This is a genomic window from Exiguobacterium aurantiacum (assembly GCF_024362205.1).
Taxonomy (GTDB): domain Bacteria; phylum Bacillota; class Bacilli; order Exiguobacteriales; family Exiguobacteriaceae; genus Exiguobacterium; species Exiguobacterium aurantiacum_B.
Genome location: NZ_CP101462.1, coordinates 1,448,826 through 1,468,488 on the forward strand (window position 1 = coordinate 1,448,826; position 19,663 = coordinate 1,468,488).

18 protein-coding genes and 1 other RNA gene are annotated in these 19,663 nt (G+C 53.8%); 11 read left to right on the forward strand and 8 right to left on the reverse strand.

Annotated features, from left to right (window positions below):
• Positions 1 to 36 precede the first annotated feature (36 nt).
• The 3 genes from NMQ00_RS07540 to NMQ00_RS07550 form a co-directional block, all read right to left on the reverse strand.
• Positions 37 to 1,383: a sensor histidine kinase gene (locus NMQ00_RS07540; protein WP_255178586.1), complete on the reverse strand. Its 1,347-nt coding sequence runs from the start codon at positions 1,381 to 1,383 to the stop codon at positions 37 to 39.
• Positions 1,380 to 2,045: a response regulator transcription factor gene (locus tag NMQ00_RS07545; RefSeq protein ID WP_255178587.1), complete on the reverse strand. Its 666-nt coding sequence runs from the start codon at positions 2,043 to 2,045 to the stop codon at positions 1,380 to 1,382. Before NMQ00_RS07545 ends, NMQ00_RS07540 begins: the two co-directional genes overlap by 4 nt.
• Positions 2,046 to 2,106: 61 nt before the next feature.
• Positions 2,107 to 2,997: a hypothetical protein gene (locus NMQ00_RS07550; protein ID WP_255178588.1), complete on the reverse strand. Its 891-nt coding sequence runs from the start codon at positions 2,995 to 2,997 to the stop codon at positions 2,107 to 2,109.
• Positions 2,998 to 3,165: 168 nt separating this feature from the next.
• On the opposite strand from NMQ00_RS07550, the gene NMQ00_RS07555 reads away from it, so the two are divergent.
• Together NMQ00_RS07555 and NMQ00_RS07560 are read left to right on the forward strand one after the other, a co-directional pair.
• Positions 3,166 to 3,573 (forward strand): hypothetical protein, encoded by a 408-nt coding sequence (locus tag NMQ00_RS07555; protein WP_255178589.1) that lies wholly within the window; start codon positions 3,166 to 3,168, stop codon positions 3,571 to 3,573.
• A 105-nt stretch (positions 3,574 to 3,678) separates the two neighbouring features.
• Positions 3,679 to 5,133, forward strand: coding sequence for a S8 family peptidase (locus NMQ00_RS07560; RefSeq protein WP_255178590.1), 1,455 nt, complete (start codon positions 3,679 to 3,681; stop codon positions 5,131 to 5,133).
• A gap of 42 nt (positions 5,134 to 5,175) precedes the next feature.
• Here NMQ00_RS07560 and NMQ00_RS07565 read toward each other — a convergent pair whose 3' ends face one another.
• Complete coding sequence (locus NMQ00_RS07565; RefSeq protein ID WP_255178591.1) at positions 5,176 to 5,580, reverse strand: hypothetical protein; 405 nt, start codon at positions 5,578 to 5,580, stop codon at positions 5,176 to 5,178.
• 121 nt (positions 5,581 to 5,701) lie between these two features.
• Here NMQ00_RS07565 and rnpB point away from each other — a divergent pair.
• Positions 5,702 to 6,069, forward strand: an RNA gene (gene rnpB, locus NMQ00_RS07570) — RNase P RNA component class B.
• Between the two features lie 106 nt (positions 6,070 to 6,175).
• Positions 6,176 to 7,339 carry a THUMP domain-containing class I SAM-dependent RNA methyltransferase gene (locus NMQ00_RS07575; protein ID WP_255178592.1) on the forward strand — a complete coding sequence of 388 codons (1,164 nt, stop codon included), beginning with the start codon at positions 6,176 to 6,178 and terminating at the stop codon, positions 7,337 to 7,339.
• Positions 7,340 to 7,481: 142 nt separating this feature from the next.
• On the opposite strand, the gene NMQ00_RS07580 is transcribed toward NMQ00_RS07575, so the two are convergent.
• Positions 7,482 to 8,849 carry an IS1182 family transposase gene (locus NMQ00_RS07580; protein WP_255177220.1) on the reverse strand — a complete coding sequence of 456 codons (1,368 nt, stop codon included), beginning with the start codon at positions 8,847 to 8,849 and terminating at the stop codon, positions 7,482 to 7,484.
• 407 nt (positions 8,850 to 9,256) lie between these two features.
• Positions 9,257 to 10,132 carry a DNA/RNA non-specific endonuclease gene (locus NMQ00_RS07585; protein WP_255178593.1) on the reverse strand — a complete coding sequence of 292 codons (876 nt, stop codon included), beginning with the start codon at positions 10,130 to 10,132 and terminating at the stop codon, positions 9,257 to 9,259.
• A 290-nt stretch (positions 10,133 to 10,422) separates the two neighbouring features.
• Here NMQ00_RS07585 and NMQ00_RS07590 point away from each other — a divergent pair, with 290 nt between their 5' ends.
• From NMQ00_RS07590 to NMQ00_RS07615, 6 genes are all read left to right on the forward strand, one after another.
• A complete protein-coding gene (locus tag NMQ00_RS07590) occupies positions 10,423 to 10,605 on the forward strand; it encodes a hypothetical protein (protein WP_255178594.1) in 183 nt (60 codons plus the stop codon).
• 68 nt (positions 10,606 to 10,673) lie between these two features.
• Positions 10,674 to 11,579: a Gfo/Idh/MocA family protein gene (locus NMQ00_RS07595; protein ID WP_255178595.1), complete on the forward strand. Its 906-nt coding sequence runs from the start codon at positions 10,674 to 10,676 to the stop codon at positions 11,577 to 11,579.
• Between the two features lie 59 nt (positions 11,580 to 11,638).
• On the forward strand, positions 11,639 to 13,057 hold the full coding sequence (locus NMQ00_RS07600) for an alanine/glycine:cation symporter family protein (RefSeq protein WP_255178596.1): 1,419 nt from the start codon (positions 11,639 to 11,641) through the stop codon (positions 13,055 to 13,057).
• 106 nt (positions 13,058 to 13,163) lie between these two features.
• Positions 13,164 to 13,985: a YihY/virulence factor BrkB family protein gene (locus tag NMQ00_RS07605; protein ID WP_255178597.1), complete on the forward strand. Its 822-nt coding sequence runs from the start codon at positions 13,164 to 13,166 to the stop codon at positions 13,983 to 13,985.
• A 79-nt stretch (positions 13,986 to 14,064) separates the two neighbouring features.
• Positions 14,065 to 14,619, forward strand: a complete 555-nt coding sequence (locus NMQ00_RS07610; RefSeq protein ID WP_255178598.1) for a hypothetical protein — start codon at positions 14,065 to 14,067, stop codon at positions 14,617 to 14,619.
• Positions 14,620 to 14,651: 32 nt separating this feature from the next.
• The gene (locus tag NMQ00_RS07615; RefSeq protein ID WP_255178599.1) at positions 14,652 to 14,927 is read left to right on the forward strand and encodes a hypothetical protein; all 276 of its coding nucleotides are present in this window, start codon (positions 14,652 to 14,654) and stop codon (positions 14,925 to 14,927) included.
• A 169-nt stretch (positions 14,928 to 15,096) separates the two neighbouring features.
• Here the strand turns inward: NMQ00_RS07615 and putP are convergent, their stop codons facing one another.
• Both putP and NMQ00_RS07625 read right to left on the reverse strand, forming a co-directional pair.
• Positions 15,097 to 16,578, reverse strand: coding sequence for a sodium/proline symporter PutP (gene putP / locus NMQ00_RS07620; protein ID WP_255178600.1), 1,482 nt, complete (start codon positions 16,576 to 16,578; stop codon positions 15,097 to 15,099).
• A 355-nt stretch (positions 16,579 to 16,933) separates the two neighbouring features.
• The gene (locus NMQ00_RS07625; RefSeq protein ID WP_255178601.1) at positions 16,934 to 17,911 is read right to left on the reverse strand and encodes a D-alanyl-D-alanine carboxypeptidase family protein; all 978 of its coding nucleotides are present in this window, start codon (positions 17,909 to 17,911) and stop codon (positions 16,934 to 16,936) included.
• 201 nt (positions 17,912 to 18,112) lie between these two features.
• On the opposite strand from NMQ00_RS07625, the gene NMQ00_RS07630 reads away from it, so the two are divergent.
• On the forward strand, positions 18,113 to 19,645 hold the full coding sequence (locus tag NMQ00_RS07630; protein ID WP_255178602.1) for an FAD-dependent oxidoreductase: 1,533 nt from the start codon (positions 18,113 to 18,115) through the stop codon (positions 19,643 to 19,645).
• Positions 19,646 to 19,663: the final 18 nt, after the last annotated feature.

Here is a 19,663-nt window from a genome sequence, read left to right on the forward strand (position 1 = left end):
GCATAACCGACGAATATGAACAGAATATGAACGGGGCTAGAGCCGGACATAAAAGATGCTTCCGGCACCGAGGCGAGATTCGACCTTCATCTCGCCGCCGTGCAATCGGACGATGTCTTGGGCGATGGCGAGTCCGAGACCCGTGCCCCGACCGGTCCGAGAGACGTCGCCTTTATAGAAACGTTCGAACAGCCGGGCCTGCGTCGCCTCGTCCATCCCGATGCCGCTGTCTTGAATCGAGACGGTCGGACGGTCGGCCGCATACGTTTTAATGGTGATCAGTCCCCCGTCGTGAGAAGCGTGGATCGCATTCGTCAACAAGTTGGTCCAAACTTGAGCCAATAGGAGCGGGTCGCCGGTCACGACGAGCGATTCATCGAGCTCCGTCGCGACGGCGATTCCTTTCTCATCGAGCTGGAACGCGTGGCGACGGATGACGTCCTCGATCGAAGCGCTGACATCGACCGCTTCCGTGAGCGAGACGTTCGATTCGTCGAGCCGGGCGAGCAGTAGTAACTGTCTCGTCAAATCTGACAGCCGCTCCGTCTCGTCCCGGATGACCGTGGCATACGTGAACGCTTCCCCTTCGGTTCGGACGGCGAGTTCCGAGGCGTAGCCTTTGATTGAGGTGAGCGGCGTTTGGAACTCGTGCGAGACGTTCGAGACGAAGCGGCGTCGTTCGCCTTCCGATTTCTCAAGGGAGTCGACCATATCAGAAAAACGACGCGCGAGCGTCCCAATCTCATCGTTGCGCTCAATCGGGAGGCCGAGCGGTCGAGCGCCGGATGCGACGGAACGGGTCGCCTCGGTTAACGTGCGTACCGGACGGACGATCAGGCTCGTCGACAGGGCGATCAAGATGAAGGCGAGCCCGGTCAGGAGTGCGAAGAACAGGCCGACGAACAAGTGCAACTCGCGGATTTGGGCACCGAGGTCGGGGCGGATGAAGACGGCGTCATTCTCGTCAAGGCTGAAGCCGTACGTGTTGACGACTTCGTTGTCGAACAAACCGAGCCAAAACAAGTGGAACGGATAAGCGCGCATCCCGTCGTAGCGGTCACCGGACCGGACCGAGGCGATGATGTCGGCGACAAGCGACTCGTCCCGGAATGAACCTCCATAACGGTCGATATCGCCGTCGGGCCGCACGACGAGGAGTTGGTAACCCGTCTGAGCGAGCAGGCGATAAAAGGCCGACGTCTCTCCGTCCGTATGCGTCTCGAAATAGTCGAGGGCGGCTTGAGCCGTCTGTTCGGTCTTTTCGCTGTATGACGGTTGCCACCAGACGTAATAGGCGACATTGCTGACGAGAAGGGCGATGGCGCCGGACAAGAGCAAAATCATGAACACCGTCAGGACGATCCGGGTATAGAGCGTCTTCATGGGGCCACCTCGAGCGTATAGCCGACGCCTCTCACCGTTCGGATCGTGACCGCCTCGTCATGCAGGCGTCCCCGTAACCGTTTGATGTGCACGTCGACGGTCCGGTCATCGCCTTCGAAGTCGAGACCCCATACTTGTTCAATCAATTCATCCCGTGTGAACACCCGGCCCGGGAACGCTGCCAACTGAAAGAGCAACTCGAACTCTTTTTTGGGCAGATGCATCGTCTCGCCGTTCAGTTCGAGGCGATAATCGCGCAAGTCGAGCTTGATCGGACCGGCTGTGACAAGGGAGGACGCATTTTTCGCGTAACGTTTTGCGACGGCTTGAAGGCGGAAGAGCAATTCTTCTGGGATGAACGGTTTTGTCATATAGTCGTCGGCCCCGTGTTCGAATCCGCTGCGTTTTTCTTCCCATTCTCCGAGAGCGGTCAATAAAATGACGGGGACGTCTGCCAATTGCTTCAGGCGCGAGCAGAGCGTCCGTCCGTCGAGACCCGGTAAAAGGATGTCGATAATCGCGGCATCGGCGGGATTCGCCATAAACAGTCGTTCGGCGTCGGCGCCGTCCGTGGCCGTGGTCACGGTATGGCCGACCCGCTGTAACGTCGTTTCAATCAGATGCAGGATGGCCACATCGTCCTCTACAATCAGTACGTGCATCATTCTCTTCCTTTCTAAATCGACATCGAAAACAGGTGACCCATGTCAGGTCACCTGCGCGCTATGCTGTTTTGGTCAGCTCTTTATGCAGAGCCCGAAGCGCCCGCAAGAAGGCGTCTTTGAAATACTTGTCTTCTTGTGCCTCGAGCGTCTCGAGCGCGGATGTGTCGCCGGCGCTCGCCTTGACGAGCAAGTTGACGACCGTGCCCCACCGTTTGACGTGCTCAGGCTTCGGATGATTCATCGCGACGGTCAACATGAACCAGTACGGTTGGTCACGGCGTTGGAGCGTGGCGATCGTCTGCTTGGCCGTCATCGCTTCCGCTTCGGACGGTAACGTGGCGGTGGCGAACCAACCGAGCAATCCGGCGCTCATTTCCTCGAGACGGGCTTTGGTATCCGGGTCGATCGGTTCGCGCCCGAATTCGGAAATGTTGACGAAGACGAGTCGGTCTTTCCGGTCGAGGTGGGTGATCCATCCTTTGACCGATTTGAGTTTTTCCTTGTCTTTCGACTGGGCTTTGACGGTATACCCGTTCAACTTGCCGATATAAATCCGGAATTGGCCGCGGTCGAGCTGTTTATCGACCTTGAACTCGATATCTTGTCCGACTGTGAATGGCTGATTCTGCTTGTTGAGGGTCTCGCCTTTCTTCAGCTCAGGACGGCGCACGATATAGCGAAGTGCCTCCTGTTCGGTCCGGTCGTCAAGCGTCCACAGGTTGTTCGGCGTGACGTTTTTGAAGCGGTGCCGCCGGACGTAGATGTATTGGTCGAGCGCCTCGACGGCGTCGGCGACGGAATTTTCCCCGCTCAAATAGTCGTCTGCGATATCCCGGAGCGTGATCGACTCAAGCCGATCGATATGCCCGGCGTACGGGACGTTCCCGACGACGAACAAGGCGGTGGCGATCAATTCACTCTCGCGAGGGGTCAAAGGGCGTTTGGCCATACTGCACTTCCTCTCTTCATGTCATCCCATTCAGTATACCAAAAACAGATTTCGTCATGTTGTATGAATCGACCAGATGGAAAATTTTACAGGCACACAGGATTTCGCGGTTTCGCTCCGAATATTTGTTAAGATAGAGCTATGTGGATGTTGAGATGAGGTGATGAGATGAAGTTATCGATTGATCCGGGGGACTATGTCGTCTTGATAGAAATCAATAAAGAGGTCTTGAAATGTACGTCCCTCGATCAAGCCGAGTATGCCGACCGAGACCGCTATGAATTGGTCGGCCGCATGAGTGAGCGGCTGCCGGCCGAGGTGATCGTACCTTCCATCATCGATTATATCCGGTTCGGGAGCGGCTATATCGGCGACAATATCGTCTGGGACAAGGAGACGGAATCGTTCTTTTGTCAACAGTTCGAGACGATCGACGGCTCACCGCTCGGCGAGGACTTGGAAGGGTTCACGCCCGACCCGTATCGGACGGAATTGGCGCGCTATTATACGTATTTGACGATCGGTAAAATCATCGAGTATGAGATGCATGACCCCGACCAACCGGACTACTGGTAAGCGTCGCAAAAGATTCACAAACTATTTTTTGAAAAAAAGGGAAATTAGACACGTGATTTGAGATAATAGGCACATCTTATGAAGGGTGGATTGGAGCGGAAGGCGATGAAAAAAATTATGATCGTGGCGGCGCTCGCGCTGCTCGTACCGACGTCTGTGGACGCGGCAAAACCGGTGCTGTTGGAGAAGCATGGCTATGTCGTGGCCGAGCCGAGGGCCGGTCATCAATACTATATCAAACAAACGGGTACCGACTTGACGTGGAATACGACGCGCGGGACCTCGGACATCGTCATCGCCTTGATCGACTCATCGGCCGATCGGAGTCATAAGGAGTTGTATAACGTCCCGCGTGTTGTCCACTCGATGAAAGGCCCATACAGTGTCGATTATCACGGTACCCATACGGCGGGTATCATGTCGGGACGACACAATAAGTTCGGGATGGCGGGACTCGCCCCGAACGTACGCTATCATTTTTATAACGTCTTCTACGGCAAGAACTCGGAGTACACCGATTCATGGACGGTCGCCAAGGCGGTCGATACGGCGGTCGTGAAAGGGGCGAACGTCATCAACTTGTCGCTTGGCGGCCAAGATTACGACCGTGTCCTTGCCGACTCGATTCGTCGGGCCCGGACCAAGGGCGTCGTCGTCGTCGCCTCTTCCGGGAATGATGGGTTGAAGAAAGTGTCGTTCCCGGCCAACATGAAAGAAGTCATTGCAGTCGGGGCAATCGACGCGAATCGTCGCGTCGCCGGCTTCAGCAACATGGACGGCCAAGTGAAAATTGTCGCACCGGGTGTGAACATACTGTCGCTCGGCGTCAAAAACAGCTTCGTCTACATGGACGGGACGTCGATGGCGGCGCCGATGGTGTCGTCTGGGATTGCGCTCGTCAAATCGGTCAATCCATTCCTGACGCCGGCTGATATCGACGCGCTGATTCAAAAGATGCCCCGTGCGAGCGGGAAGACGTATACCGAGCTCAACACGAAACGCATGATCGATGCAACACCACGGCCGGTGACGCTCTCGGTGCCGTCGACGCTTAAGAGCCGTTACGTCAAAGAAGCGAAACTGACGGTCATGAAACGACCGAATTTAAAAACGACGTACACGTTATATCAAGGAACCCGCAAAGTGAAGACACTCTCGGCCGGCAAATCGATGTTCACGATGTATGCTGGCGGCGACTGGCTGCCGAGCGGTTCGTACAAACTCCAAGCCGTCGTCACGGACGGGAAACACAAACGGACCGCCAGTCGCTCATTCAAATATGTGAATCCCGTCAAACCGGCGATTGCGGTCAAGGCGTCTGACGAGAGCACGTTCGAACTGGCGACGACACGGAAAGGGGTCGTCACCGTGCTCGATGCCAACAAAAAGGTCGTCTATGAAGCGCTCCACGTCCCGGGCAAGTTCCCGGTACGGAGCGACACGAGCGCTGCTTACACTGTCGTGTTGAAACCGACCGATGTCTCTGAGAAAGTGGTGACGGTCAAATATGCGCCACAACCGGTGAAAGTCGAGACGGCGGACAGCGTCGAATCAACTTAACAAAAACACCCGAACCTCTCATGCAGGGGTTCGGGTGTTCGTTTATGGTTTCGTGATGGCTTCACCGCTCCAGCGGATGTTCGCTTCTAAGACGTTGCCGTTATCGTCGATATGTTCAAAACTCAGTTTCCCATCGACGATGATCTCGCAGAGACCGACACGAACGTCGTCGCTCCAAGCGCGACGTGTCTGTGTCGACGCGTCGAACGTCGGAATCGATTCAGGAAAACGTTCCTGTAAGTGGGCCAAGTTATGATGGTCGAAGTGATACGGGCGTTTAGACAGTTCATTTGGTGCTTTGATGTCAAACGGCTCGAATCCTCGAACGAGTCGATTATTTCGGTAGAAGGCGAACACGCCGTTGTTCGGGTGGAGCGCTTTAATGTCATCGATTTCAATCACATAGGTCAGTCGTTGAATCCAACCGTTTTTTGCGTCTTGACGCATCAAAATCCCTCCTTGTTCAATGGAACACGCCTTATTTTAGCGCTGACGCCCATGAAAATCAAGTTCAGGTTCTCGGTTGTCATTTCGCGGGTTATCCGCTACAATGGGTAAAGTGACTATGAGGTCTGGGCAATCGCGGGACGCAAGTCTTGAGGAAAGTCCATGCTCGCACAGCCTGTGATGGCTGTAGTGATCGTGCTACACGAAAAGATAAGTGTAGGCAACGCAAGTTGACGGCAGAAGAAGCACCTAAGTCCTCGGATATGGTGCAAGCTTCTTGAAAGTGCCACAGTGACGGAGTCTGATCGGAAACGTTCAGAGTGGAACGAGGTAAACCCCACGAGCGAGAAACCCAAACTATGGTAGGGGAACTTCCTGACTGGAACCGAACGGGACGGAAGGCGCCACTCGGCGCAGATAGATGATTGTCACTCCATCGTGCCAGGGAGACCGTTATGAGCACCGGAGTACAGAACATGGCTTACAGGGCAGCATAGTCTCTCATTTAACATTGACCAGGAGTTCAAGCAATCCTACTTGAGCTCCTTTTTACATGACCATTTTAGGAGTAACACTTATAGAAAGTAGGGATATTATGGCAAAACGAAAACTAATTGCCACCGCGGCAATGGGCATCGAAGCGCTCGTCGCCAAAGAAGTGCGCGACCTCGGCTACACGTGTGAGGTCGAGAATGGACGCGTCTATATTGACGCAGAGATGGAAGACATTCCGCGATTGAACCTGTGGCTCCGGACGGCAGACCGTGTCAAGCTCGTCGTCGCCGAGTTCAAAGCGACGACGTTCACGGAACTGTTCGACGGTGTCGTCGAATTGCCTTGGACGGACCTCATGCCGTGGGACGCCCGATTCATCGTCGACGGCCGCTCGGTCAAGTCGAAGCTGTTCTCGATCCGCGACTGTCAGAAAATCACGGAGAAGGCGATTGTCGACGCGATGCAACGCGGCTACGACAAGCCGGGCGAGTGGCTCCCGAAGACGGGCGCCTACTATCCGATTGAAGTCGCCTTGTTGAAAGATGTGGCGACGATCACGATCGACACGTCAGGTGACGCGCTTCACCGTCGCGGCTACCGTGAGCTCCACTCACAGGCACCGCTCAAAGAGACGATGGCCGCGGCGATGATCCAGCTGACGAACTGGAAGCCGGACATGCCGTTCTATGACGTCTTTACCGGTTCAGGAACGCTCGCTATCGAGGCGGCGCTCATCGGCCGCAACATCGCGCCGGGTCTCAACCGTGAGTTCTGTTCACAAGACTGGCCGTGCGTACCGAAGAAAGCCTGGTATGATGCCATCAATGAAGCGAACGAGAAAGCCGAGTGGGACAAGCCGCTCAAAATCTACGGTATCGACCTCGACCCACGCATGGTCAAGCTCGCCAAGGATAATGCCGAGCTCGCCGACGTCCGTGACGCGATCACGTTCGTCCACAGTGACGCGGCTGCCTTGAAGCCGAAAGAAGAGTACGGCGTCATCATCGGCAACCCGCCATACGGCGAACGGTTGCAGACCGAGGAAGAGATTATCGACCTGTACGAGCGAATCGGCCAGCAGTTCGCCAAGTATCCGGGCTATAGCGTCTATATGTTGACGAGCTATGAGGACTTCGAGAAGGCGTACGGCCGTCCGGCAACGAAACGCCGCAAGCTGTACAACGGAAATATCGAGACACAGTACTACCAGTTCTTCGGTAAACGTCCGCCGAGACGTCCGCTCGAGTCGACAGAGACGAAATAAGTCAATCAGCGCAACAATCAGTCCAAGGATCATAGACATTCGTCTATGGTCCTTTCAGATTGTAGACAAAGTCACGTTTCAGGCGAACTGAAACGTGACTTTGTCGTTTTCGGGCCTTGAGGCGCTCTGCCCGAGCCCCTTTTCAGGCGGGCTGGGCGTTCTTCCATGCCCAGCCCGCCATCTTCTTGAGATTGAGGGCAGCAAAAGTAAGCATCGCCTGCATTGAAACTTTTTCAAGTCCCCGATAACGGGTCCAACGCATGCCATGCTTCTCTTTTGCGTCCGCGAACACGCGCTCGACCGTCTGTTTACGACGGTCATAGATGTTGCGGTTCAATTCCGTGTGGCGGAGGTCTTCGACCTCGTCCATATAGGGTTGCCAGAGGTGTCGCTCGATGATCCGCTGGTGCTTCTGGCTCTTCGTGCACTGCTCGAGCAGCGGGCAGTTCACACAAACCGCGGGATTCGAGACGTACTTGCGTTTCCCCTCGCGCATCGTCGTGCTGTACGTTAATAACTCGTTGTTTGGGCAGATGTAGACGTCATGGTGCTCGTCGTAGATGAAATCCTTGGTCTTGAAGGCGCCCTTCTTACCCTTCGGGCGGGTGTATGGGAAGACCGGCAGGATCCCACGGTCAATCAACAGCTTGGCAATGGCCGGATTTTTATAGGCGGAGTCGGCGGCGACGGCGAACGGTTGAATCAGGCGGTCGGAGACCTTGTCGAGCAGATTGGGGAACGCTACACTATCGTGCACGTTACCCGGTGTGACGATAGCACCGAGCACGAACCCATGGGCGTCGCTCGCCGCATGGACAGAGTAAGCGAACTGCTTCTCACGCTCACCTTTTACGTAATATCCACTCTCAGGGTCTGTCGTGCTGACCTTGATTTCCTTCGTCTCCTCCGCCTGATTCTTTTTTGGCCCTAAGGGCTTCTTTCCACTTTCTTCGCGGTCTCGCTCGACCTCGGCATCGAGTTGTTCCTGATAGTGTTTCACCTCTTGCCGGACGGTCTTCTTGACGAGCTTCCGCTTGTTTGCGTTCGCTTTGACGTGTGTCGAGTCTACGAATAGGACGGCGCGATCGATGAACCCTGCGTCCGCAGCCTGTTCAAGGATATGATAGAAGATGTCATCGAATAAGCTCGTGTACTGGAACCGACGCACATAGTTCTTCCCGAACGTCGAGAAATGTGGCACCTTGTCCGTGAATCCGAACCCGAGAAACCAACGGTATGCGACGTTCGTCTCGATCTCACGAATTGTCTGTCGCATGGATCGGATACCGAACAGGTACTGAAGGAAGGCCATCTTGATCAGAACGACAGGGTCGACGCTTGGCCGGCCACGGTCCTCAGAATATAAGTCCTCCACGAGCGGATAGATGAACTCAAAGTCGATCACCGCCTCGATTTTTCGGACCAGATGGTCCGCTGGCACAAGCTCGTCGAGCGTGACCATCTCCAGTTGTGTCCGATTGGTTTCCGATTCTGTTGATTTCCTGATCATCCGATTCGCCTCCATAATTGTTTCTATATCTCTCATTATAAAAAAGCGACGACGGTACGAAAAGAGGGATTGATGCGTGGGCCGACTGCGGGCACGGCGAGACTTCCAGGGGATTAGCAAGCAAAGGGAGACCCAGCAGCGACAAAGTCGCGATGCGGCTCCCTGCTTGCCCCCAGAAAAGCGAGCTGTGCCCGGTCGGGCAAATAAAAAAGACTGCAGACAATGTTTTGTCTACAGTCTGCAAGGATCATAGACATTCGTCTATGGTCCTTTTTGGTTTGATGCTGTTTCGTTCAAAAGCGACAGTCAGACCTCATCATGACTCGACACAAAAAACGCTCTCCCTTTAGTCAGGGAGAGCGTGACGTCGATGATTTCATCATCTCGATATAAGTCGTGCCGACAGCTTATTCTCCGACCATCCCGTCGCCATCATTATCGCGCATATGGGGATAGAGCCAGTGATCGCTCGTGATCGGCATGGTGAACCCCGCGTCTTTCGCCTCTTTGATCGTCACTTGACCGTTCCCGTTCGTGTCGACGCTCGTGATGTCGCCTGTTTTCGAGGGGCTGGCTGAAACCGGTGCATGCTCGGTCAGTCCGAGTTCTTCGTTCACTTCGTCCGGGTTCACGTTGTCGAACGAATCGGTAATGACATTTCCTTTGACAGTGTATGTGTACTCATAGTGTGAAGGGATTTGTGTCTCGGTGTCCGGATAGGTGATGATGGCCTCGAAATCGGTGGCCCCACCCGCACTCCGAATGACGCTCTCCATGTACGCCTGGTCGCCGTGACGGTTGAGCGTGCTGTCTTGCGGAGTGATGTTGAAGGCGTTCGAGACGCCGCCGAGCGAGTCGGCGATGACGTGGCCTTCGTCTAGCGAGCTGTGCTCGACGCCAGGAACTTTCGCCTCGTCTGAATAATAGCGACCGGAAGACGTGACGTCCTCGAGCTCATCATTTTGCAGGATGATCTCGTCGGCGATCACTTTGACGAGTTGCCCGTGCTCGTTCGTGAACGCCCAATACTCGCGTTCCCCGTATCCGATATCGACGACGACATTGATATCGCGGTCGCCTGACAAATCCCCGCCCTCGACTTCAATCAAGTCATAGCCCGTGAAACGATCATTCGTTTCGGCCTGTTCGGTGGGTTCGGTCTCCACGGTGACCTGTTCTTGAGGTTCCGTCTTCGACTCGGGATTCGGTTCTGTCTCGTTCGTGCAACCAGCCAACAAAAGCATGACCAGCGGAAAGGCAAGATAAGTAAGATTGTTTTTCATACTACTACTCCTATGTCTTTGATGCATACTTATCCATTCTAGGAATCTTCGATCACATTTACAAGCAATCGGATTGGAAGCGATTTCGGTCGTGCTTGCGACCGACTAGCCAGATTTTGTCACAGATTGAGGGGGCGACGGACCAGGAACGAATGGTACAATGGGGGGGACGAGTCGCAGACGGCTCGACGGATCAGGCTCCCGTGCGATTCGTGGCGCACACCCGAGGCGTTTCAATCGTTTCGTTTCAGGCTATACATACGTATACATCGCTTGAGAGGAGACGTGTCATGCAGACATATACGATTGAATATGCGTTTCAAGATAAGGAACAGACAACACGAACGTGTGAAGTCGAGCTCGACCGAACGCCGAATTTAAAGGATAATGAGCAACTCGCCGACTTATATCAAATCGTGTCGGATGCGATTCGCAAGCCGATCACGAGTTTTGAGATTCTTGCCGTCCATTAAATGACTCATCGGCCCCGGGCGCACGCCTCGGGGTTTTATTCAGTCCATCAAAGAGGAGAGATGTCGAAATGAAGATCGTGGTTGTTGGGTTAGGGGATGTCGCGAAGAAAGCATATTTACCGGTCTATGCCGGATTAGAAGGGGTGGACGTCTATCTCGTCTCGAGAGATGAGGCGAAAGCGGGGCAACTCGTCGACAAATACCGATTCAGCGGCCATTACCGGTCGTTTCAAGACGTACCACTCGATGAGGTGGATGGCGTGTTGATCCATTCGACGACTTCGGCACACGCTGAACAGGTCGCCTACGTGCTCGAGCGGGGCGTCCATGTGTTCATCGATAAGCCGGTCACGTTTTCGCTCGATGAGACGGAGTCGCTCGTGCGACTCGCGGCAGACAATGGGGTCGAACTCGTCACCGGGTTCAATCGACGGTTCGCGACGGCGACGGCGGCCTTGAAGGAAGTCACGGACCAAAACTTCGTCCTCATCCAAAAGAACCGCACGTATCAGCCGGCGACGCTCCGCGAGTTCATCATCGAGGACTTCGTCCACGTCGTCGACACGCTCCGTTATTTGACGGGACTTGCGCCGGTCGAAGACTTGGCGGTGCGGACGCGCCACGAAGACGGGACGTTGAAGCAGTTGCAGATTCAATTCACGGCCGGTGGGGTCGAAGCGGTCGGGATCATGAACCGTGACAACGGTTGTACGGAAGAAGTGATGGAAGTGATGTCACCGCGGTTGAAGCGGGTGTCCCGCGACGTCGAGCGCGTGTATGACTTCACGCGCGACGGCATGCTCGAACGCGCCTTGAGTCCGTGGGAATCGAACCTTATGCGTCGCGGCTTCACGACGATGATCGATGCGTTCATCAAGTTGTTGAACGGGGAACCGAACGAATCGGTGCTCGCCGATGACAGCCTGACGACACATGCCCTTTGTGAGCACATATTAGAAGAGGCGTCGCGTTGAGCGTATCGTTTCCAAGGTTCCGGGAGCGGGTAAGAACTCCATAAAAGGAGGGGATGCGCATGGATATTCGTGAGCTTGTCATGCAGGCGAATGATTTACTATGGACGTACGTACTTATTTTCGTTTTGATTGCCGGAGGGATCTATTTTACGATTCGGATGGGGTTCGTTCAGTTCCGGATGTTGCCCGAGATGTTCAAGCTGCTGTTTGTCAAAGGGCTCAAACATGAAAAGGGACAAGTGTCATCGTTCCAGGCGTTCGCCATCGGGACGGCGGCCCGGGTCGGTACCGGCAATATCGCCGGTGTCTCGACCGCGATCGCACTCGGGGGACCGGGTGCCGTGTTTTGGATGTGGCTCATCGCGTTGATCGGTTCGGCGTCAGCGTTCGTCGAGAGCACGCTCGCCCAAGTGTATAAAGTACATGACGGCAAGGCGTGGCGTGGCGGCCCGGCCTACTATATCGAACGGGCGCTCGGACAACGATGGCTCGGAATCGTGTTCGCCATTTTGATCACGTTCGCCTTTGGATTCGCGTTCAACTCGGTCCAGGCCAATACGATCGCCTTGTCGGTCAATAACGTCTTCGACATTGACACGCTTTGGATCGGGATTATATTGGCGGTCGTGACGGGGATCGTCATCTTCGGCGGGATTCGCTCCATCTCGACGCTGTCAGGAATCATCGTACCAATCATGGCCGGCGGTTATATTTTGCTCGCCTTGTGGGTCGTCTTGACGAATTTGGACGTCGTGCCGGCCGTATTCTCGGCCATTTTCTCAGAAGGGGTGCTCGGGTTCCGACAACTGCTCGGCGGAGCGGTCGGTGCGGCCGTCTTGCAAGGGATTCGCCGTGGCTTGTTCTCAAACGAGGCGGGGATGGGATCAGCTCCGAACGCGGCAGCGACCGCCGAGGTCAGCCACCCGGTCAAACAAGGTCTCATTCAGTCACTCAGCGTCTTCGTCGACACGTTGTTCATCTGTACGGCGACAGCGATGATCGTCTTAATCTCCGGTGTGCCGGGTTCTGAGGAATTCCAAGGCATCGAGCTCGCCCAAGAGGCGCTCTTGACCGAGATTGGTCCGGTCGCGACATCGCTCATGACGATCGCCATTTTGTTGTTCGCCTTCAGCTCGATCTTGGCGAACTACTACTACGGGGAGACGAACATCGAGTTCATCTCGGAACGGAAAGTGTATCTCATCATTTACCGGATTGCCGTCGTTGGGATGGTATTGTTCGGTTCAGTCCGTTCGGCAGGGTTAGTCTGGTCGATCGCCGATATCTTCATGGGTCTGATGGCACTCGTCAATATGTACGCCATCTTCCGCCTCAGTAAAGTCGCGAAGCTGTTGCTCGATGATTATGTGGCGCAGAAGCGAGCGGGGCGCGACCCGGTGTTCAACCGGGACGATGTTGAGTTGCCAGGTAAAGAGCACATCGAAGCATGGGAAGCGAAACGAGAGAACATCAGTTGAACGAGAGGCAAGAATTGACGCGTGGCGCCATTCTTGCCTTTCCTTCTCAAACAAATTTATTTCAAATACCGAATTTATAGAATAAAAACAGAAAAGAGTGCACGAAATGATACAACCTTTCATTCATACATTCAAACGATTTTTTGCCGAACGATTCTTCGACCAGGCCGCCATGTTGGCCTATTATTTCATCCTGTCGACGTTCCCGTTTCTATTGTTCGTTCTCGGCATCGTCGGATGGCTCCCATTCTCGAGCGGGGATGTCATCTCCGCACTCTCATTGGTCATGCCGGAGGCGAGCTATCGCTTGCTACAAGGGAACATCGAGGCCATCTTTGACGATTCAAGGCTGCGTCTCGCCTCGCTTAGCATCCTGCCAGCATTGTGGATCTCTTCGATGGCCGTACAATCACTCGTCCGGTCGTTGAACGACGCCTATCGACTGATTCGGAACAAGGCGTTCTGGCGCGGGGTGCTGCAAGACATTGCCGTCACGCTAGCGCTCATGTTCGTGCTGCCATTCTCGTTGCTCGTCCCTGTCATCGAGACGGCGCTAAGAGAGTTGGCGACCCATATCATCTTTATTGATGACATCGTCGCCCGCTATGCCCAGATTTGGTTTTATTTCCGTTGGGTGATTGGGACGCTCATCCTGTTCAGCGTCTTCTTGCTCGTCTATAAATGGTTGCCGAGCCATCGCGGCACATTCCGGGACAGTTGGGCCGGGGCGGCGTTCGCGACAATCGGCATCTTGACAGTTTCGAACGTATTCAGCTACTATTCACAGTATGCAAACTATGAACAGTTTTACGGTCAACTCGGTGCCTTTATCATCTTGCTGATCTGGTTCTACTTGGCGGCTTCGGTCATCCTTCTCGGGGGATTGTTGAACGCCACGCTCATCGAACAAAAAGAAATATCCGGTTGACGTGTAAATCGTTGTTATCAATCTTTGATTCAGGGAATGATACGGTTAAGATCACATCTTTTAATCGGAGGTGGGAAACATGGATATGCAACGGCTCGTACACAATCGTCGTTTCATCGATCAAACATTGTTTTACCTCGCCTTACAATTATGGAAGTGGGTCATGTTACTGCCGGTCTTGTTTTATTTGGACGTTGAGATGAGTAGTGCTCCGTTCACCCAGTATGTGATGGTCAGTCTCTTGCTGTACGTGGCTTTCCGCGTCATGCAGTACGTGATTGCCAGTCGAGCCTCTTTGATGGAGCTCCTCGAGTTCGGTTATGCGGTCCTATCGCTCCTGCTCGTCTTCTCTTTACTGTTTGAAGTCTCTGCCTCACCGGGTGCCATCGCCTTGATCGTCGGCGTGTTCTTGGTCCATCCGTCGCTCGCCTTGCATCACTATCGTGATTTCACGGAACGGAAGTGGTTGAACAAGCAGTTCCAATTGTTCAGCCCGATGTTACGGAAAGGTGAGATCCCGGTTCATGTGCTCGTCTTGACAGAGGATGAGATCATCATCACGGCAGAGAGTGGGAAAGAGTTCACGTATCGGCACATTTACTGGGGCGGGTTCTATATCGAAAATGTCTCATGAAGGTGGTCTAATCATTGAATAGTGTCATAGTGATGGTATTTTGGATCGTGACGTTTATCGTATTCTTTAAAGGAGCGTTTGATATGTGGCGCGAATGGCGCACTACGAAACAACGCTCTGTATTATATTTTTTCATCGTATTGATGCTCACCTGGTTCTGGTTCAACCCGTACCAGTTGACCGCGCTCCATCCGTTCGTCTTGATGGCGTACTACTGGAATCGCAATCGTTGGATGCGCAATGCGATGCTCGTCCTTGTCTTGGTACCATTCTTCATCCAGCTCTGGTTCATGGCGAGAGCCATGTAATCCAGTCAGACCGTAGACCTCACGTCTGCGGTCTTTTTCTGCTTGGGAAGATTCCTCTCGTCTGCTTCATAGATTGGAATCACGACAAAAAAAGCCGCGTCCAGCAGAGCTACTGGGACGCGGCGAGAATCAAAAATGCGGGCCATTTGGCCCGCATTTTTGAATGAGATTATTCTTTTTTCGCAACGGCGAGTTCAGCTTCCATTTCACTGAATTCACGGTTGATGCGTTTCTGCTCACGTTGACTCGTGAACGTGCTGACGAGCACGATGGCAAGCATACTGAGGAAGAAGCCTGGCACCATTTCATAGATCACGCTCGAGAGCCCAGTCACGATCCAAAGGATGACCGTGATGGCACCGACGAGAATACCGGCAAGTGCACCTTGACGCGTCATCTTGTTCCAGTAGAGCGACAAGAGAATCGCTGGACCGAAGGCAGAACCGAATCCGGCCCACGCATAGCCGACGAGCGTCAAAATCGTGCTCGATGGGCTGAGCGACATGAGAGTCGCGACAACTCCGACGGTCAAGACACCGATTCGACCGGCGAGGACCATCGTTTTCTCACTTGCTTCTTTATTGAAGAACTTGCGATAGAAGTCTTCTGTCAATGCCGATGAAGTTACGAGAAGCTGTGACGAGACCGTCGACATGACCGCTGCTAAGATCGCAGCTAGCAAGAATCCAGTGATGAACGGGTGGAACAATACTTCTGAGAAGCGAATGAACACCGTCTCTGGGTCAGCCAGGGCGTTCCCTTGACCACGGAAGTAGGCAATCCCGACCAGGCCGGTCATGACAGCACCGATGATTGAGACTGTCATCCAGCCCATACCGATTCGGCGAGCCGTCTTCAATGATTTTACATCGCGGATTGCCATAAAGCGGACGATGATGTGCGGTTGACCGAAGTAACCGAGTCCCCAAGCGAGGAGACCGATAATCCCTAGCGTCGACGTCCCTTTAAAGAGATCGAACAAGTCGGTGTTGAGCGTCGTTGCCGTGTTGACGGCGTTTGAAACGCCACCGACGTCAGTCAAGGCGACGATTGGGACGAGGACGAGCGCGAGGAACATGATGACGCCTTGCGCAAAGTCTGTCCAGCTGACAGCTGTGAAGCCGCCGAAGAGCGTGTAAAGAATGACGACACTAATCGTCACGATGACACCTGTCTGATAGTCAAGCCCGAACGAGCTTGCAAACAACTTCCCGCCCGACACAAGTCCGGCTGACGTGTAGAACGTGAAGAAGATGATGATGACGGATGCAGACAGGATCCGTAGCCAGTTCGAGTGATCTCGGAACCGATTCTCTAAAAAGTCAGGAATCGTGATCGAGTCATTTGCCATCTCCGTGAAGACGCGTAGACGGGGAGCGACTAACAAGTAGTTCAAGTAAGCTCCGATGACCAATCCAACGGCTAACCAAATCGCTGATAATCCCGTGGCATACATTGCCCCCGGAAGTCCCATTAACATCCATCCACTCATATCCGAAGCTCCGGCTGACATGGCGGTAACACCTGGCCCCATTTTGCGGCCACCTAACATATAATCTGATGAATCGGTCGTCCGTTTATAAGCGACGTATCCGATGAGGAGCATCATCACGAGGTAAAGCGCGATGGATACCCATTCTTGCCATAACATTTGATTACCTCCTGTACGTGTTCAATTGTTGTCGTTTTATCAATCACAGTTCAATCATGTGTGAAGCTCACACAAATGGGTCAAACTTGAGTGACTTGGCGAACTTGTGACTAACCATAACGTTCCTACTCAATCATTGCAAACTGTCATCTTTTCATAAAAATGGCTCTAAAGCGCATTGTATCAATGGATAAGACCGATATTTTTCACGATTAAAGTTTAAATATTCTGACAATTAGTCATGCCAACGTTACGCCTGTGTCATCTGATTGTCATATAAAACGTCTATATTCTTTATCTTTAACGCAACCACCCGCTCTTCCCTGTATAGGAAGAGCGGGTGGTTGACGTCCATTTATTCATGGGGGATGCCAAAAGCAATCTGTTCAACCGAACGCATCGTCGGGAACGTCTGGCCAGATTTGGCTTGCATCGTTACCAAGGCGTATTGTTTGCTGTCGCGTTCCATCAAGAACACCATCGTGTAGCCTGATTCATCCGTGTATCCGGTCTTCGTTGCTGTGACGAGCTCCGAATAATGGATGCTCCGCTCATTGACGGCGGAACCGAGATGATACCACCAACGACGTTTCAAATCTCCGGCCTGATCAACAAACTTCGCCTCGTATTCGTACGTCCCGGCGATCTCAACTAACTCTGGGTACGTGCCGAACGCGTAGGTGATTTTGGCCATGTCGAGCGCGGTCGTAAAGTGTTCCGGGTCGGAATAACCATGCGCATTCTTAAATTGAGTGCCGGTCAGCCCGAGCACTTTCGAACGGGCATTCATCAAGTCGACGAACTCGGATGTCGAGCCGCTCACATATTCGGCGAGACTATTGGCGGCGTCATTCCCCGACTCGAGCAACGTCGCATATAGCGCTTGGCGAACGGTGAGTCGGTCACCGACGGCGAGATGCACGATGTGGCTGTCCCAAGGGATCTCGAGCGTCGACTGTTTCACGGTGACGACGTCTTTGTCGAGCTCGTTCTTGTCGACCGCTGTCTCATAGGCGAGGAGTGCCGTCATCAATTTTGTTGTACTGGCGGGAAAGACCCGCTCCGATGCGTTCTTATCAACTAAAATCTGACCGTCCGTCAAATTGACGAATGCCATCGACCCGACGAGAAAATCAGCCGTATCAGGTGGTGCTATCGGTTGATGTGTCCATTCCTTGATCGGGATCTCCGGGAAGCTCGGTCCCGCTTTGACGGGAACCGCTGCCGGAGCTGGTGTCGCGGCTTTCGGTTCTGACTCTTGTTTGAAGCCAATCAAGGCAGGGATGATGGCTAGGAGTCCGATCATGGCGAGGCTGACGGTCAGTCGTCTCATGAGGTACGTTTTTCTACGGTGTCTTCGGTTTCGTTTCACTATGTAATCGCTCCTTCATTGTTTACTTTTCTACCATAATGGATAGGACCACTTGAAATCGTCTTCAAAATCAAGAATCAGGTCAATAATTGAGGCGTATGAAATGAATCGGAAGGGGTATACACAGTAACAGACACTTATCTTATTAGAGGAGGTACGTTTATGCATCGTCATCCATTCACCAACTCTCTCTGGCGTCAACACGACGAGACCGTCCCGTACCCAAGGCTTGAGAGCTCGGTCTCGTGTGACATCGTCGTCATCGGGGCAGGAATCGCCGGCCTCGTGACGGCGTATGAACTTCAAAAGCGCGGCAAACAAGTCGTTCTGCTCGAAGCGGCTGAGGTCGGCCGGGGGACGACTGGTCATACGACCGCGAAATGTTCCGTCCAGCACGGGGCCATTTACTCAAAATTGATTCGGACGTTCAATCAAGAGACGGCCCGGCTCTATTATGAGTTCAACGAAGAGGCTCTTCGCTATCTGAAAGATCAAGTCGTGGACGGATTTGATATCGATTATGAGACGAAAGACTCTTACTTATATTCCATCGAGGGGTCGAGCCAACTCGTCGCCGAACGGGAGGCGTATGAACAGCTCGGTCTCGCTGGCGGGGACGCGACGGAGGAAGTGAAGGCGGCGCTCCCGCTCCCGGTGAAACAAGCCCTCGTCATCCGGGACCAAGGCCAAATCCATCCGGTCAAGTACTTGCATGAGCTCGCCCGTCGTTTCGTCGAAGCCGGCGGTCGACTTCATGAGAAGACGCGAGCGACCGACATCATCTCCGGGCCCCGTCCGATCGTCACGACATCGACGGGCCGCCGGGTCCAGGCGAACCAAGTCGTCGTCGCCACCCATTACCCGTTCAATGACATCCGAGGACTTTACTTCTCAAAGTTCGAGGTCGAACGTTCCTATATCGTCGCTTGCGAGACCGAGCAAAGCGTACCGGCAGGGATGTATTTGAGCGTCGATACACCGAGTCGTTCGTTCCGGACGTTCCAGGAAGGGGAGAAGACGTACATGCTCGTCGGGGGAGAGGGTCATTTGAGTGGTCACGTGACGGAGACACGCTCACGTTATGATCGACTCGATCGCTTCGCCCATGACGCGTTCGATGCGAAGAAAGCCAGCTTCCGATGGTCGTCCCAAGATTTGATTACGCTCGACCACTTGCCGTACGTTGGACAGATGTTCAGCCGGGAGCCGGATGTGTTTGTCGCGACGGGATTCGCCAAATGGGGGATGACGAACGGGATCGCCTCGGGCCTCCTCTTGGCTGATGTGTTGACCGGACGGGAAAACCGGTTTCGGGAGCTGTTAAATCCGCTCCGCTCGAAATTGAAGGCAGCTGATGTCGGTCAGTTCTTGAAGACGAACCTCGACACGGCAACTCAGTTCGTCAAAGGCTCCCTCGAAAAATCGGGATTGCTCGACGATTTGCAGCTTGATGAAGGGGGCATCGTCCAAGTCGACGGGAAAAAGGTCGGAGCCTATCGTGACCTCGACAACGAGTGCCACCTCGTCTCGACACGGTGCACGCACATGGGCTGTACCGTCAATTGGAACGACGCCGAACGTTCGTGGGATTGTCCGTGCCATGGGTCCCGGTTCGATACGAAAGGGAACGTGTTGGAGGGACCGGCGACGAAGCCGCTCTCATACGAGCGGAAACCCGATGCGTCGAAACAATAGGCAACTTGGCGTGACTAT